The sequence below is a fragment of the Lactobacillus rodentium genome, from assembly GCF_003423665.1.
Lineage (GTDB): Bacteria > Bacillota > Bacilli > Lactobacillales > Lactobacillaceae > Lactobacillus > Lactobacillus rodentium.
In genome coordinates, this window is sequence record NZ_BFBY01000012.1 from 26,206 (window position 1) to 40,780 (window position 14,575).

Annotated in this window: 11 protein-coding genes; all 11 read left to right on the forward strand. The window is 34.3% G+C overall.

Translation table 11 applies throughout. The features are described 5' to 3' along the window. The first annotated feature begins 11 nt into the window (after positions 1-11). The 11 genes from hprK to whiA all read left to right on the forward strand — a co-directional run bounded on the left by hprK (position 12) and on the right by whiA (position 14,270). Positions 12-956 carry an HPr(Ser) kinase/phosphatase gene (gene hprK / locus LrDSM24759_RS06680; RefSeq protein ID WP_117118719.1) on the forward strand — a complete coding sequence of 315 codons (945 nt, stop codon included), beginning with the start codon at positions 12-14 and terminating at the stop codon, positions 954-956. An 11-nt stretch (positions 957-967) separates the two neighbouring features. Further along, positions 968-1,807, forward strand: a complete 840-nt coding sequence (gene lgt / locus LrDSM24759_RS06685; protein ID WP_170133369.1) for a prolipoprotein diacylglyceryl transferase — start codon at positions 968-970, stop codon at positions 1,805-1,807. A gap of 24 nt (positions 1,808-1,831) precedes the next feature. After that, complete coding sequence (locus tag LrDSM24759_RS06690; RefSeq protein WP_117118721.1) at positions 1,832-2,842, forward strand: NAD(P)H-dependent glycerol-3-phosphate dehydrogenase; 1,011 nt, start codon at positions 1,832-1,834, stop codon at positions 2,840-2,842. Between the two features lie 64 nt (positions 2,843-2,906). Further along, positions 2,907-3,860, forward strand: a complete 954-nt coding sequence (gene trxB, locus LrDSM24759_RS06695; protein ID WP_117118722.1) for a thioredoxin-disulfide reductase — start codon at positions 2,907-2,909, stop codon at positions 3,858-3,860. Positions 3,861-3,986: 126 nt separating this feature from the next. After that, a complete protein-coding gene (locus LrDSM24759_RS06700) occupies positions 3,987-5,714 on the forward strand; it encodes a phospho-sugar mutase (RefSeq protein WP_117118723.1) in 1,728 nt (575 codons plus the stop codon). 95 nt (positions 5,715-5,809) lie between these two features. Next, complete coding sequence (gene uvrB, locus LrDSM24759_RS06705; protein WP_117118724.1) at positions 5,810-7,855, forward strand: excinuclease ABC subunit UvrB; 2,046 nt, start codon at positions 5,810-5,812, stop codon at positions 7,853-7,855. Then, positions 7,845-10,688: an excinuclease ABC subunit UvrA gene (gene uvrA, locus LrDSM24759_RS06710; RefSeq protein ID WP_117118725.1), complete on the forward strand. Its 2,844-nt coding sequence runs from the start codon at positions 7,845-7,847 to the stop codon at positions 10,686-10,688. The genes uvrB and uvrA overlap by 11 nt, the downstream gene beginning before the upstream one ends. Before the next feature lie 41 nt (positions 10,689-10,729). Further along, positions 10,730-11,272 carry an HdeD family acid-resistance protein gene (locus LrDSM24759_RS06715; protein ID WP_117118726.1) on the forward strand — a complete coding sequence of 181 codons (543 nt, stop codon included), beginning with the start codon at positions 10,730-10,732 and terminating at the stop codon, positions 11,270-11,272. Between the two features lie 117 nt (positions 11,273-11,389). Next, a complete protein-coding gene (gene rapZ, locus LrDSM24759_RS06720) occupies positions 11,390-12,274 on the forward strand; it encodes an RNase adapter RapZ (protein ID WP_117118727.1) in 885 nt (294 codons plus the stop codon). Between the two features lie 11 nt (positions 12,275-12,285). Beyond that, positions 12,286-13,320, forward strand: coding sequence for a gluconeogenesis morphogenetic factor MgfK (gene mgfK, locus LrDSM24759_RS06725; protein WP_117118728.1), 1,035 nt, complete (start codon positions 12,286-12,288; stop codon positions 13,318-13,320). Beyond that, positions 13,320-14,270, forward strand: coding sequence for a DNA-binding protein WhiA (gene whiA, locus LrDSM24759_RS06730; protein ID WP_117118729.1), 951 nt, complete (start codon positions 13,320-13,322; stop codon positions 14,268-14,270). Before mgfK ends, whiA begins: the two co-directional genes overlap by 1 nt. Positions 14,271-14,575: the final 305 nt, after the last annotated feature.

Below are 14,575 nucleotides of genomic sequence, written 5' to 3' on the forward strand. Positions count from 1 at the left end.
GAGGCATAGACATGGTTGAACCTGTTACAGTGAAAGAATTAGTTAAAGCCAATCCTACTTTGAAAGTTATTGAAGGCGAGAATTTTTTAGATCAACGCGTGATTTCAGTCTCTGATATTTCACGACCTGGTTTGGAGTTAACAGGATATTTTGATTTCTATCCTAAGGAAAGAATTCAGCTTTTAGGTAGAACTGAGATTTCTTATAGCAAAAATTTAAACCATGAAGCACGTCAAAAAGTATTTAAGCGAATGGCGACTCCAGAAACTCCTTGTTTTGTGATTGCTCGTGATTTATCAGTTCCCCAAGAATTAATAGAAGCTTGTAATCAAGCCAAAATTCCGGTACTTCAAAGTAAACTGGCGACAACAAGACTTTCTAGTTTGTTAACGGATTACTTAGATGAAAAACTTGCACCTCGTAAAAGTATGCACGGTGTTCTAGTTGAAATCTATGGCATGGGAGTTATGATTATTGGAAATTCAGGGGTCGGAAAATCAGAAACCGCCTTGGATCTTATTAAGCGAGGACATCGTTTAATTGCCGACGATCGGGTAGATGTATTTCAAAAAGATGAAAAAACTGTTGTCGGTGAAGCTCCCAAAATTTTAAAACATTTAATGGAAATTCGGGGAATTGGTATCATTGATGTAATGAATCTTTTTGGGGCTGGATCGGTTAGAGATCAGAGCGAAATTCAATTAATTATTAAACTTGAAAATTGGAATCCTGATTCAAACTATGAACGGTTAGGATTAAATGAAAACAAAAAAGAATTAGTTGGCGTTTCAGTTCCCCAAATAACCATCCCAGTAAAAGTTGGACGAAATATTGCAATTATTATTGAAGTAGCTGCAATGAATTTCCGCGCAAAAAGAATGGGATATGATGCAAGTAAAAAATTTAAAGAAAATCTTGCTGAGCTAATTTCTGATAATTCTAAAGAAGAGAAGTAAAGGATAAAATAATGACTTTAGTAATTAATCCAGTTGCTTTTAGTATTGGGTCTTTATCGGTTAAATGGTACGGTATAATTATGGCTACAGCTGTTCTAGTAGCGACAATTATGGCTATTAGAGAAGGAAAAAGAAGACAAATTATGCCGGATGATTTTATCGATTTGTTATTATGGGCTGTCCCAATCGGTTTTATTTGCGCCAGAATTTATTATGTGATATTTGAGTGGGGCTATTTTTCACAACATCCGAATGAGATAATAGCGATTTGGAATGGTGGAATCGCAATTTATGGTGGTCTTCTTGGTGGACTAGCTGTATTAATTATTTTTTGTAAAAAAAGAAATTTATCAGTTTGGTTAATGTTAGATATTATTGCACCAGGAGTAATGGCCGGACAGATTATTGGCCGTTGGGGTAATTTTATTAATCAAGAAGCACATGGCTCGCCTACTTCTCTAGCATTTTTAGAAAGTTTGCATTTACCAACTTTTATCATTCAACAAATGAAAATTAACGGAATATATTATCAGCCCACCTTTTTATATGAATCCTTTTTTAATTTAATTGGATTAATTATAATTTTGAGTTTGAGACATAAAAAGCATCTTTTTAAACAAGGTGAAATCTTTTTAACATATGTGATATGGTATTCGTTAGTAAGATTTTTTGTTGAAGGGATGCGAACTGATAGTTTGTATCTTGCTAATACAATTAGAGTTTCACAAGCCTTAAGTGTAGTACTATTTATATTAGCAATTGCAACATGGATTTACCGTCGCCGAGTAGTTAAACCTAACTGGTATCTAGCAGGAAGCGGCTTGAAGTATCCATATGAACGAGTTAAATAAAATTATAGATTTGGAGTATTAAAAATGACAAAAATTGCAGTTTTAGGAAATGGTTCCTGGGGTTCTGTATTAGGTTCAATGTTAGCGGATAATGGGAATGATGTAATTTTTTACGGTAATATTGAAGCAGTAAATAAAGAAATAAATGAACATCATACTAATTCACACTATATGAAAGATTGGCATTTGAATCCTACCACTTCTGCTACGGGAGATTTAGCAAAAGCTCTTCAAGATGCTGAAATTGTACTTTTTGTACTTCCAACAAGTGCTGTACGTATTGTTGCCAAGCAAGTTAAAGAGGTTTTAGATCAAAGTGGAAACAAGCCATTGTTAGTTACGGCAACTAAGGGAATTGAGCCCGGTAGTAAGAAATTAATTTCAGATATTTTAAAAGAAGAAATTTACCCTAACGATAGTGATAAAATTGTGGCAATTTCTGGTCCTAGTCATGCTGAAAATGTGGCTCAAAAAGATTTAACTGCAATTGCATGTGCTTCAGACAATGAAGAAAATGCTAAAAAAGTGCAAAAGGCATTTTCTAATAATTATGTGCGTTTTTACACTAATTCTGACCTTGTCGGTGTTGAAGTCGGTGGTGCAATTAAGAATGTTATTGCTATCGCTGCAGGTATTTTAGCTGGTAAGGGTTATGGAGACGATGCCAAAGCTGCTTTAATGACTCGTGGTTTAGCGGAGATTTCTCGCTTAGGGGTAGAATATTTTGGAGCACAAGCTAAAACCTTTAGTGGGTTATCTGGTATTGGTGATTTAATTGTAACTTGTACCTCTGTGAATTCACGTAACTGGCGTGCCGGTAAACAAATCGGAGAAGGCAAAAGCTTAGATTACGTTTTAAAAAATATGGGCCAAGTAGTAGAAGGTGCTACAACTGTAAAAGCAGTGCATGAATTAGCAGAAGAAAAAAATATTGATATGCCAATTAATGAAGCGGTATATCATGTTCTCTATGAAAATGCTGATGTAGATGAAGAAATTGCCCGGATGATGGGAAGAAGTCCAAAAGCAGAATAATTGTAATTAAGAATAAAAGACAGTACGATAATTTTACAAGGCTAGAATTAAAAGAGGGTATTTTATGACAACAAAATATGATGTAGTAATTATTGGTGCTGGTCCTAGTGGATTAACCGCTGCTTTATATGCTGCTCGAGCTAATCTGAAAGTATTGATTTTAGATCGTGGTATTTATGGTGGACAGATGAATAATACTGATATCATTGATAATTACCCAGGCTTTAGTGAAATTACTGGTCCTGAATTGGGCGAAAAAATGTATCAAACTACAATGAAATTCAAACCAGACTTTAAGTATGGTGAGGTTAAATCAGTTTCACTTGAAGGTGATAAAAAAATCATTAAAACTGAAACTGAAGAGTATGTAACTAAGGCACTTATTATTGGAACTGGAGCTAATCATAAAAAGTTAGATATTCCTGGTGAGAAGGAGTATGAGGGCCGCGGTGTATCATATTGTGCTGTTTGTGATGCGGCCTTTTTTAAAGATGAGGATGTAGCCGTAATTGGTGGTGGAGATTCTGCTGTAGAAGAGGGGATATATCTTGCTCAATTAGCAAAGTCAGTTACCGTTATTCATAGACGTGATCAGTTAAGGGCTCAACCGATCTTACAAAAAAGAGCTTTTGCTAATAAGAAAATGCATTTCATATGGAATGCCCAGGTACTAGAAATTGTTGGTAACGAAAATAAAGTCGAAGGTATTGTTTATCGTGATAAATTGACTGGAGAACAAAAGACGTTGCCTGTGGCTGGTGTATTTATTTATGTAGGTGTTAAACCACAAACTGATGCCTTTAGGGATTTGGGTATTTTAGATGAACAAGGTTGGATTCCCACGGATGATAAGATGCATACGAAAGTAGCGGGAATTTTTGCCATTGGTGATGTAAGGGCAAAAGATTTACGTCAAATAGCAAATGCCGTTGGTGATGGCAGTATTGGTGGGCAAGAAGCCTACAATTACATTCAGGGCTTAAATGATAATATGCTAGATAATAAAAATTTAAATTAAAGTGGAAAGAGGGGAATTTTATTTAATTTCTCTCTTTTTTTAGAAATTACGAATATCTCAACTGTAAGAGGTAAAAAAATAGTAAAATAAGTTCAGAAAGTAGTAAATAGAATAGAGGTTAATTTTATGAACGCACAAGATGCTCTTAAACAGTGGCAACAGGCTAGTGTTTTACCTGATTACTTAAGTGATCAACTTAATACTTTGAGTCAAGACAAAGGTTGGGTAGAGGATGCCTTTGGTCAGGATATTAATTTTGGTACTGCCGGTATGAGAGGAAAATTAGAACCTGGTACTAATAGAATTAATTTATTTACTATTGGTAAAGTTACTGAAGGTTTAGCTCGTTTAATTGATGAAAATGGTGATGAAGCTAAAAAACGAGGCGTTGCTATTTCCTTTGATTCTCGTTACCATTCACGTGAATTTGCAGAATATGCCGCTCGTGTTTTGGGAGCTCATAAAATTAAAGTATATTTATTTGATGACTTAAGACCAACACCGGAACTCTCTTTTGCAGTACGCTATTTAAAGACTTTTGCAGGAATTAATATTACTGCTTCTCATAATGCTAAACAATATAATGGGTATAAAGTTTATGGCGAAGATGGGGCACAAATGGCACCTGAGAATGCGGATCGTTTGTTTGCTTATGCTCAAAAAGTAACCGATATTTTTGGTGTTGAAGCTGCTCCAGTTGAAGAATTGCGCGCAAGTAATACTTTGCAATTAATAGGTGAGGATGTTGATGAGGCATATCTAGCTCACCTCAAAGAAGTAACCTTTGATCCAGAAATGGTTAAAAATAATGCTGATAAGCTAAAAATTATTTATACTCCCTTACATGGGACAGGAAAGATGCTTTATGATCGAGCATTTAGACAGGGTGGATTTGATAATGTGATTCCTGTACCTAGTCAATCAATTATCGATCCTGAATTTCCTACAACAATTAAACCTAATCCAGAATATCGTGATGTATTTGAACCAGGTTTTAAGTTGGCTAATGAAGTAGATGCAAACGTAATTATTGCAACCGATCCAGATGCTGATCGTATGGGAGCTGCGGTGAGAAAAGCAGATGGTAATTTCCAAGTTCTTACTGGTAATCAAATTGCTACTTTAATGGCATATTATCTATTAGAACATATGAAGGAAAACGGTACTTTAACTTCTGATTATGAATTAGTGACTTCAATTGTTTCTAGTGCGTTACCATTTAAGATTGCTAAGGATTTTGGCATTCGGACTAAGCACGTGTTAACCGGTTTTAAGTATATTGGTGAAGAAGTTGATCGGATGAATAAAGAAAATGACGGCAAATTCTTAATGGGCTTTGAAGAAAGTTATGGTTATTTATTCAAGCCATTTGCACGCGATAAAGATGCAATGCAAGGTGCTCTAATGTTTGGTGAAGTAGCTAGTTACTATGCCTCAAAAGGAATGACCGTCTTTGATGGACTTCAAGAAATCTGGCAAAAGTATGGAGTTTCTTATGAAATTACTCGTGCGATTGAAATGCCAGGCATTGGCGGTCAAAAGAAAATGGCAGCTTTAATGGAAAAATTGCGTAATGAACATCTTGATGAAATCAATGGAACTAAAGTAGTTAAGATTGAAGATTTTGAAACTCAAACATCAATTGATAGTAATGGTGAAAAAGAATTAACCGGGTTCCCGGTTTCTAATGTTTTGAAGTATTACTTAGAAGATGATACTTGGGTAGCTCTTAGACCATCAGGAACTGAACCTGTTATTAAAGCTTATGTTGGCGTAAATAAACCTACTGTTGAAGAAGCTAAAAAAGCTGCAGAAGACTATCAAGATGCCCTAGGTAAATTACTTAAGAATTAATCAAATATAATGCGAAAATATGTTCGCTGTAGTAAAATAAGTATACAAAATAAAAAGTTGGACCTTGGTCCAACTTTTTTTGCGGAGGACAAATTATGATTAGACGACAAAAAGATAAGAAATTTGAACTTGTCTCTAAATATAAGCCAGCTGGAGATCAAGCTCAAGCAATCGATAAACTTACTACTGGTTTTCAAAATGGTAAAAAAGAACAAATCTTACAAGGTGCTACTGGAACTGGTAAAACTTTTACCATGGCAAATGTAATTGCGAACTTAAATAAACCTACTTTAGTTCTTTCACATAACAAGACTTTAGTTGGCCAATTATATAGCGAATTCAAAGAATTTTTTTCCCATAATGCAGTAGAGTACTTTGTTTCTTACTATGATTATTATCAACCAGAGGCTTATGTACCTAGTTCTGATACTTATATTGAAAAAGATTCTTCAATTAATGATGAAATTGATCAATTAAGACATGCAGCTACTTCCGCTTTAATGGAACGTAATGATACGATTGTGGTAGCTTCAGTATCAAGTATCTTTGGTTTGGGTGATCCACGAGAATACGCAAGAAGTGTGATTTCACTACGTGAAGGTCAAGAATATGGGCGTGATACCTTATTGCGTGATTTAGTAAATATTCAATATGATCGTAATGATATTGATTTTCAACGTGGACGCTTCAGAGTAAGGGGAGATGTAGTTGAAATTTTCCCAGCTGGTAACTCAGAACATGCTTATCGAGTAGAGTTTTTTGGGGATGAAATTGATCGGATCGTCGAAGTTGATTCTTTAACTGGTGAAATAATTGGTGAAAGAGAACAAGTGTCACTCTTCCCAGCTACTCACTTTATGACTAATGAAGAAAATATGGCTCGAGCACTCGGCTCTATAAAAGATGAATTAGATCTTCAAGTGAAGAAATTCGAAGGAGAAGGCAAACTTCTAGAAGCGCAACGTATTAAGCAAAGAACCACCTATGATATGGAAATGATGAGTGAAGTGGGATACACAAATGGTATTGAAAATTACTCACGTCACATGGATGGCCGTAAACCAGGACAACCACCTTATACTTTACTTGATTTCTTTCCAGATGATTTTTTAATTTTAATTGATGAATCACATGCAACAATGCCGGAATTAAAGGCTATGTATAATGGTGATCGCAAACGTAAAGAAACCTTAATTGATTATGGGTTTAGATTACCATCAGCACTAGATAACCGTCCCTTAAAGCTAGAAGAATTTGAAAAACATGTTAATCAAATAATGTATGTTTCTGCTACTCCAGGTGATTACGAACTCAATCGGACTGATAGTGTAGTAGAACAAATTATTCGACCAACAGGATTATTAGATCCAAAGATTCAAGTACGACCAATTAATGGTCAAATTGATGATTTAGTTGGAGAAATTAATAAACGAATTCAAAAAAATGAGCGTGTTTTCGTAACTACTTTAACTAAAAAAATGTCAGAAGATTTAACTGACTATTTAAAAGATTTAGGCATTAAAGTTCGTTATCTTCACTCTGATATCAAAACATTAGAGAGATTACAAATAATTAGAGATTTGCGTTTAGGAAAATTTGACGTTTTAGTTGGAATTAATCTTTTAAGAGAAGGAATTGATGTTCCAGAGGTATCTTTAGTAGCTATTCTAGATGCTGATAAAGAGGGCTTTTTACGTTCAACCAGACCATTAATTCAGATTACTGGTCGAGCAGCTCGTAATGCACATGGAGAGGTAATTATGTATGCTGATACAATTACTGATTCAATGCGAGTTGCAATTGATGAAACAAATCGTCGTCGTCAACTGCAAGAACAATTTAATAAAGAACATGGAATTACTCCAAAAACAATTGTTAAACCAATCAGGGATGTAATCTCTGCTACTAAAGCAGTTGATGATAATGAAGAACAAACCGAGAGCTTTAGTGACCTCAATTTTGATGAATTAACAGTTAAACAAAAGAAGGCAATGATTAAAACCTTAACTGATCAAATGCAAACCGCTGCGAAGAAGCTTGATTTTGAAGAAGCAGCTAATTTACGTGATGCAATTCAAGATTTACAAAATCAAGTTCATACTAAGAAAACTAAAAAGGGAGGTAGTTTAAGTGGCAAATGATAAAATTGTTGTTCATGGTGCACGTGAACATAATTTAAAAGATATTAATGTGACTATTCCAAAAGATAAATTGGTGGTTATTACTGGTTTATCTGGATCAGGAAAGAGTTCGCTTGCTTTTGATACTTTGTATGCAGAAGGTAGAAGACGTTATGTTGAGTCCCTATCTAGTTATGCACGTCAGTTTCTAGGCCAAATGGATAAGGCGGATGTAGATTCTATTGATGGTTTAAACCCAGCAATTTCAATTGATCAGAAAACTACCTCTCATAATCCTCGTTCTACTGTTGGAACAGTAACAGAAATTAATGATTATTTACGTTTACTTTGGGCACGTGTTGGACACCCAATTTGTCCTAACGATGGTACTTTGATTGAGAGTCAAACTGTTGATCAAATGGCTGATCGCATTATGGCCCTACCAGAAAGAACAAAGATTCAAATTTTATCACCTATAATACGAGATAAAAAAGGTGAACATAAAGAAGTTTTTAAGCGAATTCAGAGAGCAGGATATGTACGTGTAATTGTTGATGGAGAAATGCATGATATCAGTGAAGATTTTGAATTAGAAAAAAATAAACGCCATTCTATTGATATCGTAGTAGACCGATTAATTGTAAAAGATAGTATTCGCAGTCGTCTTTTTGATTCAATTGAAGCTGCTTTACGTTTATCAGATGGATATATGGATGTAGATGTAATTGACGGAGAAAAAATGAATTTCTCTGAAGAATATGCTTGTCCAGTTTGTGGTTTTACCGTTGGTGAATTAGAACCACGTTTATTTTCTTTTAATGCGCCTTTTGGAGCTTGTCCTGATTGTGATGGATTAGGAATGAAACTAGCAGTAGATGAAGATTTAGTAGTTCCAGATAAAAATCTAACATTAGCCGAAGGCGCACTTGCTCCTTGGAAGAACTCAAAGTATTATACTCAAATGCTAGAACAAGCTTGTGAAGCATTAAAAATTCCAATGGATAAGCCTTTTAAGAAGTTAACTAAACGTCAGCGTGAGCTTGTTCTTCATGGTTCTACTAAGAAGATAAAGTTTCATTTAAATGGTGATTTTGGCGTTAATGATACTACTCAAGCTTTTGAAGGAGTAATGAACAATGTTGATCGTCGTTACCATCATCCAATGTCCAGCTTTATGAGAGATTCAATGAGTAAGTATTTAACTGAACTTACTTGTACAACTTGCAAAGGCAAAAGATTAAATGAGAAGGCATTGGCAGTGAAGGTTAATGGTACAGATATTGCGGCAGCATCTGATCTCCCAATTGAAAAAGAAATCGAATTCTTTAAAAATGTTGATTTAAGTGAACAAGAAGCAGTCATTGCTAAACCAATTCTTAAAGAAGTAGAAGATCGCTTAACTTTCTTAAGTAATGTGGGATTAGACTACCTAACTTTATCTCGTTCTGCAGGTACTTTATCAGGTGGGGAAGCACAACGGATTCGTTTGGCTACTCAAATTGGGTCAAATTTATCTGGAGTTATGTATATTCTTGATGAACCTTCAATTGGTCTTCACCAACGTGATAATGATCGTTTAATTTCTTCTTTAAAGAAAATGAGAGATTTGGGTAATTCATTAATTGTGGTTGAACATGATGATGAAACAATGCGCCAAGCTGATTATGTCCTAGACATTGGTCCAGGAGCAGGAGTTTATGGTGGAAAAGTAATGGCTGCTGGAACACCAGAAGAAATTATGAAAAATCCTAACTCATTAACTGGACAGTATCTTTCAGGCAAAAAATTTATTCCCGTACCATTAGAACGAAGAAAAGGTTCTGGTAAGAAAATTAGTGTTAAAGGTGCTGCTGAAAATAATTTAAAAGATATTAATGTAGATTTCCCTTTAGGTAAATTTACTGTAGTAACTGGTGTATCAGGATCAGGAAAATCTACTTTAGTAAATATGATTTTAAAGCGAGCTTTAGCACAGAAATTAAATAATAATTCAGCTAAGCCTGGTAAATATAAATCAATTACAGGATATAAAAATATCGAAAAAATTATTGATATTGACCAAAGTCCAATTGGTAGAACACCAAGATCAAATCCAGCTACATACACTTCTGTCTTTGATGATATTCGCACGCTTTTTGCACAAACAAATGAGGCAAAAATGCGTGGTTATACTAAAGCTAGATTCTCATTTAATGTTAAAGGTGGACGTTGTGAGGCATGTCATGGGGATGGAATCATTAAGATTGAAATGAACTTTTTACCTGATGTCTATGTCCCATGTGAAGTTTGTCATGGTAATAGATATAATTCTGAAACCTTAGAAGTGACTTATCGAGGTAAAAATATTGCCCAAGTTTTAGATATGACAATTAATGAAGCTACTGAATTTTTTGAAAATATTCCTAAGATTCATCGTAAATTACAAACTATTGTTGATGTAGGATTGGGTTATGTAAAATTAGGTCAATCAGCTACAACCTTGTCTGGTGGTGAAGCTCAGAGAATGAAACTAGCTTCAGAATTGCAAAAATTATCAACTGGAAAGAATTTCTATATTCTTGATGAGCCAACAACAGGATTACATACTGATGATATCAAGCGCTTACTTGAAGTACTTCAACGTTTAGTAGATGATGGCAATACAGTACTTGTAATTGAACATAATCTTGATGTTATTAAGAATGCTGATTGGTTAATTGACTTAGGTCCTGAAGGAGGAGAAGGTGGCGGTCAAATTGTTGCTACTGGTACTCCAGAAGAGGTGGCACAGGTTAAGGAAAGTTATACAGGACAGTATCTAAAACCAGTTTTGGAAAGAGATACTATATTAACTAATAACGCTTGCAAAAAATAACGGTCTTCTAGTAGAATTGTCTACGAGGAGGAAATACAATTATGAATAATTTTTCTAGTTCTGATGAACATCGTGGTTTTGACTGGGGTGCATTCATCGGAGGGGTTTTATTAATTATTGCAGGTTTTATTGTTATGGCTTACCCAGACCGTAGTTTTAGAACTTTTGTTTACTTATTTGGTATTATCTCAATTTTACAAGGTATCTTATGGATTTATGCTTATGCAAAATTTAGAGATGTTTTTAGTATGAGTTGGGTAACCATTCTTTCAGCCATTATAGATATTATTATTGGTATCTTATTCTTGTGCTCGAACTTGATTGGTGGCTTAACCTTAGCTATTCTATTTGCCATTTGGTTCTTAGCTGATTCAATTATTGGAATAATTTTCTCAGTTCACCTTAGAGCATTTTCAACTGGATACTTTATTTTTAGTTTGATTTTAAGTATCATCAGTTTAATTATTGCTATTGTTTTACTATTTAATCCAATGTTAGCTGCTTTAACTATGGTATACTTAGTTGCTTTCTGGTTATTAGTATTTGGATTCAATGAACTTATGGTTTCTTGGATGCACCGTTAATAAAACGATTAAAGCTTTAAATTATGGAATTTACCGTAATTTAAAGCTTTTTTTATTATCTCTAAGTAAAAATGAAACGCCCGGTATGTTATAATTCCTTCATAAGGAGGCATCAAAATGGCTGATAAAAAGAAACAGTTATTAATTGTGACTGGTATGAGTGGAGCAGGTAAAACGGTTGCCATTAAAGCTTTAGAAGATATGGGATATTTTGTAGTAGATAATTTACCACCCGAATTATTAGGAAGCTTCTGGGATTTAATTAATAGCTCTGATGATTTTAGTAAAGTTGCAGTAGTAATTGATTTAAGAGTACGCAGCTTTTACAAGGATTTAGTAGATGAAATTAATTCACTTGAAGATAGTCAAAATGTCCAATCAACTTTGGTATTTTTAGATGCCTCAGATGATGTTTTAGTATCGCGATATAAGGAGACTCGTCGGCTTCCGCCTTTAGCACAAAAAGGTAGATTACTAGATGGGATTCAAAAGGAAAGAGAAGTATTAAATCGAGTAAAAAATGTCTCAAACTATATTATTGATACCTCTAATCTTTCAAAAAAAGAATTAAAAGAAAAATTAGTAAAAACATTTAGTGATAGTGAAACTCATACCTTCTCAATTGAAGTAATGAGTTTTGGCTTTAAGTATGGCATTCCCATTGATGCCGATATAGTGATGGATGTCAGATTTTTACCAAATCCTTTTTATATTCCCCAATTAAAACCTTTTACTGGGTTAGATCGAAGAGTATTTGAATATGTGATGGAAAAAAAGGAGACTCAAGAATTTTATCAAAAATTCTTAGAAATGCTTGAAACGGCTATTCCTGGTTATATTGAAGAAGGAAAAGAAAAATTAACAATTGCAATTGGTTGTACTGGTGGTCAACATCGCAGTGTATCAATTGCTCGTCAACTTGCGATTGATTTAGCCAAAAAGTACCCTGACCATCCTGTAGATATTTCCCATCGAGAAATTAGTCGTTATATTAAAAAATAAAGGAGAATTTTATGACATATGGTGAAAATAGAATTGTCCGTGTCATAAAAGGACGACGGCCAAAAATTGTAGTTATTGGTGGAGGAACAGGCTTACCAGTAATTTTAAATGCGTTAAAGGAACAAAATGCTGATATTACAGCTATTGTTACTGTTGCAGATGATGGCGGATCTTCCGGAGCAATTCGTAATTATATTAATGTAGTTCCTCCTGGAGATATTCGGAATGTTTTAGTATCTTTGTCCGATATTCCAGAAAAGGAAAAAGAAATTTTTCAATATCGTTTTAATTCATCAGATTCCTTTTTTGCTGGTCATGCGATCGGCAATTTGATTATTGCTGCGCTAAATGAAATGCAAGGTAATATTTTTGATGCAGTGCAATCCTTATCTAAGATGATGCACGTTGACGGTAGAATTTTTCCAGCTTCAAATGAGCCGTTGACTTTAAATGCAGAGTTTGTTGATGGTACTACTGAAGCTGGTGAAACTGAAATTACCGCTCAAGATAAACAAATCAAAAGAATCTGGGTTACTAATACTAACTCAAGTACTCAACCAGAGGCGGTTTTACCAGTCTTGGCTGCGATTATGCAAGCTGATGCAGTAGTCTTGGGACCAGGTAGTTTGTTCACTTCAATATTACCTAATTTAGTAATTCATAATTTAGGCGAGGCTGTACGACAAACAAAGGCTGAAGTGATTTATATTTGTAATATTATGACTCAAAAGGGCGAAACTGATCACTTTAGTGTAGCGGATCATGTCCAAGTTATTAATGATCATTTAGGTGGAAATTATATCGATACTGTCCTTGTGAATGGGGCAAAAATTGACATGACGAAGTTTAATCCTGCTGACTATGATGAGTATTTAGAGCCGGTAAGAAATGATTTTGAAGGGTTGCGGAAACAGGGATGTCGAGTGATTACAGCCGACTTTATTGATCAACATAGTGGGTTAGTATTTCATGATGGGAAAAAAGTTGTCGATGAAATACTAAATATCGCATTTGATGCTTATTGTCGTCGAAAACAGGAGGAATAATGAGTTCATATGCTAGCGATGTAAAAAAAGAATTAACTAGTTTACCAGTACATCCAGAACATGCAAAGGCGGAATTAGCAGCATTTTTGCGGATGAATGGGAGTCTAAGTTTACATAATCATCAATTTAGTTTAGATATTGTTACTGAAAATCCTGCCATTGCGCGCAGGATCTTTTCATTAATAAAAACTGCTTATGGAATTGAACCGTTACTAATCGTTTCTAAAAAAATGAAATTAAAGAAAAATTATCAGTATTTAGTGCGGCTCCAGCAAAATGTAAATGAAATTTTAAGAGATTTAAGAATTATTGATGAAAAAATGGGCCTTGTTACGGGAATTCCAACATATATTATAAATTCTGAACAGAGAGCTATGTCATATTTACGTGGAGCTTTTTTAGCAGGTGGAAGTGTAAATAATCCGGAAACAAGTCGTTACCATTTGGAAATTTACTCACTTTATGAAAATCATAATCAAGATTTAACCAATTTGATGAATAAGTATTTCTTCTTAAATGCTAAAAAGACTAAGAGACGTAGTGGTTATATCGTATATTTAAAAGAAGCAGAAAAAATTGGTGATTTTCTCCATGTTGTTGGAGCAGTAAATGCGATGTTGGCTTTTGAGGATTTACGAATTATGCGCGATATGCGTAATTCAGTGAACCGTTTGGTTAATTGTGATACGGCAAATTTAAAGAAAGTTGCGAAAGCAGCAGCCCAACAAGTAGAACAAATACAGTTAATTGATGAAAAAGTGGGTATTGATACTTTGCCAGAAAAGTTGGCAACTTTAGCCAGATTTAGATTGGAGCATGCGGAGTTATCTTTGAAGGAAGTTGCCGAACAATTGCCAGGAGGTCCTATTTCAAAATCAGGTGTAAACCATCGTTTTCAAAAAATTAAAGAAATTGCGCTGAAATTAGAAAATGAAGCACTAGAAAAATAAAAAAGAGGATTCGTTTTTACGAATCCTCTTTTCTACGTAAAGTCAAGCACAATGCGATATTTGGCTTTGCTTTTTGTTTAAATTTAAGTTTAAGTATTTTGTAGTATCGATTTATTTTTATCATTAAGCATGACAAATAAGCCAAAATATATCTGATTTTTGGGCTTAGCGTTATAATGTACTTGATCAATTAATTACGACTAAAGTCTTTTTGGTTATGTGTGGATACGTTGTAATCATATATTTGATCATTGATAATCAAGGCATAAATAGTTCTGATTAGTTTATGTATTGAAGCAATAGCT

Coding starts and splice junctions, on each gene's coding strand:
- rapZ (WP_117118727.1), top strand. CDS start 11,390: ATGGCTGATAAAAAGAAACAGTTATTAATTGTGACTGGTATGAGTGGA.
- lgt (WP_170133369.1), top strand. CDS start 968: ATGACTTTAGTAATTAATCCAGTTGCTTTTAGTATTGGGTCTTTATCG.
- trxB (WP_117118722.1), top strand. CDS start 2,907: ATGACAACAAAATATGATGTAGTAATTATTGGTGCTGGTCCTAGTGGA.
- mgfK (WP_117118728.1), top strand. CDS start 12,286: ATGACATATGGTGAAAATAGAATTGTCCGTGTCATAAAAGGACGACGG.
- LrDSM24759_RS06700 (WP_117118723.1), top strand. CDS start 3,987: ATGAACGCACAAGATGCTCTTAAACAGTGGCAACAGGCTAGTGTTTTA.
- LrDSM24759_RS06690 (WP_117118721.1), top strand. CDS start 1,832: ATGACAAAAATTGCAGTTTTAGGAAATGGTTCCTGGGGTTCTGTATTA.
- uvrB (WP_117118724.1), top strand. CDS start 5,810: ATGATTAGACGACAAAAAGATAAGAAATTTGAACTTGTCTCTAAATAT.
- hprK (WP_117118719.1), top strand. CDS start 12: ATGGTTGAACCTGTTACAGTGAAAGAATTAGTTAAAGCCAATCCTACT.
- LrDSM24759_RS06715 (WP_117118726.1), top strand. CDS start 10,730: ATGAATAATTTTTCTAGTTCTGATGAACATCGTGGTTTTGACTGGGGT.
- whiA (WP_117118729.1), top strand. CDS start 13,320: ATGAGTTCATATGCTAGCGATGTAAAAAAAGAATTAACTAGTTTACCA.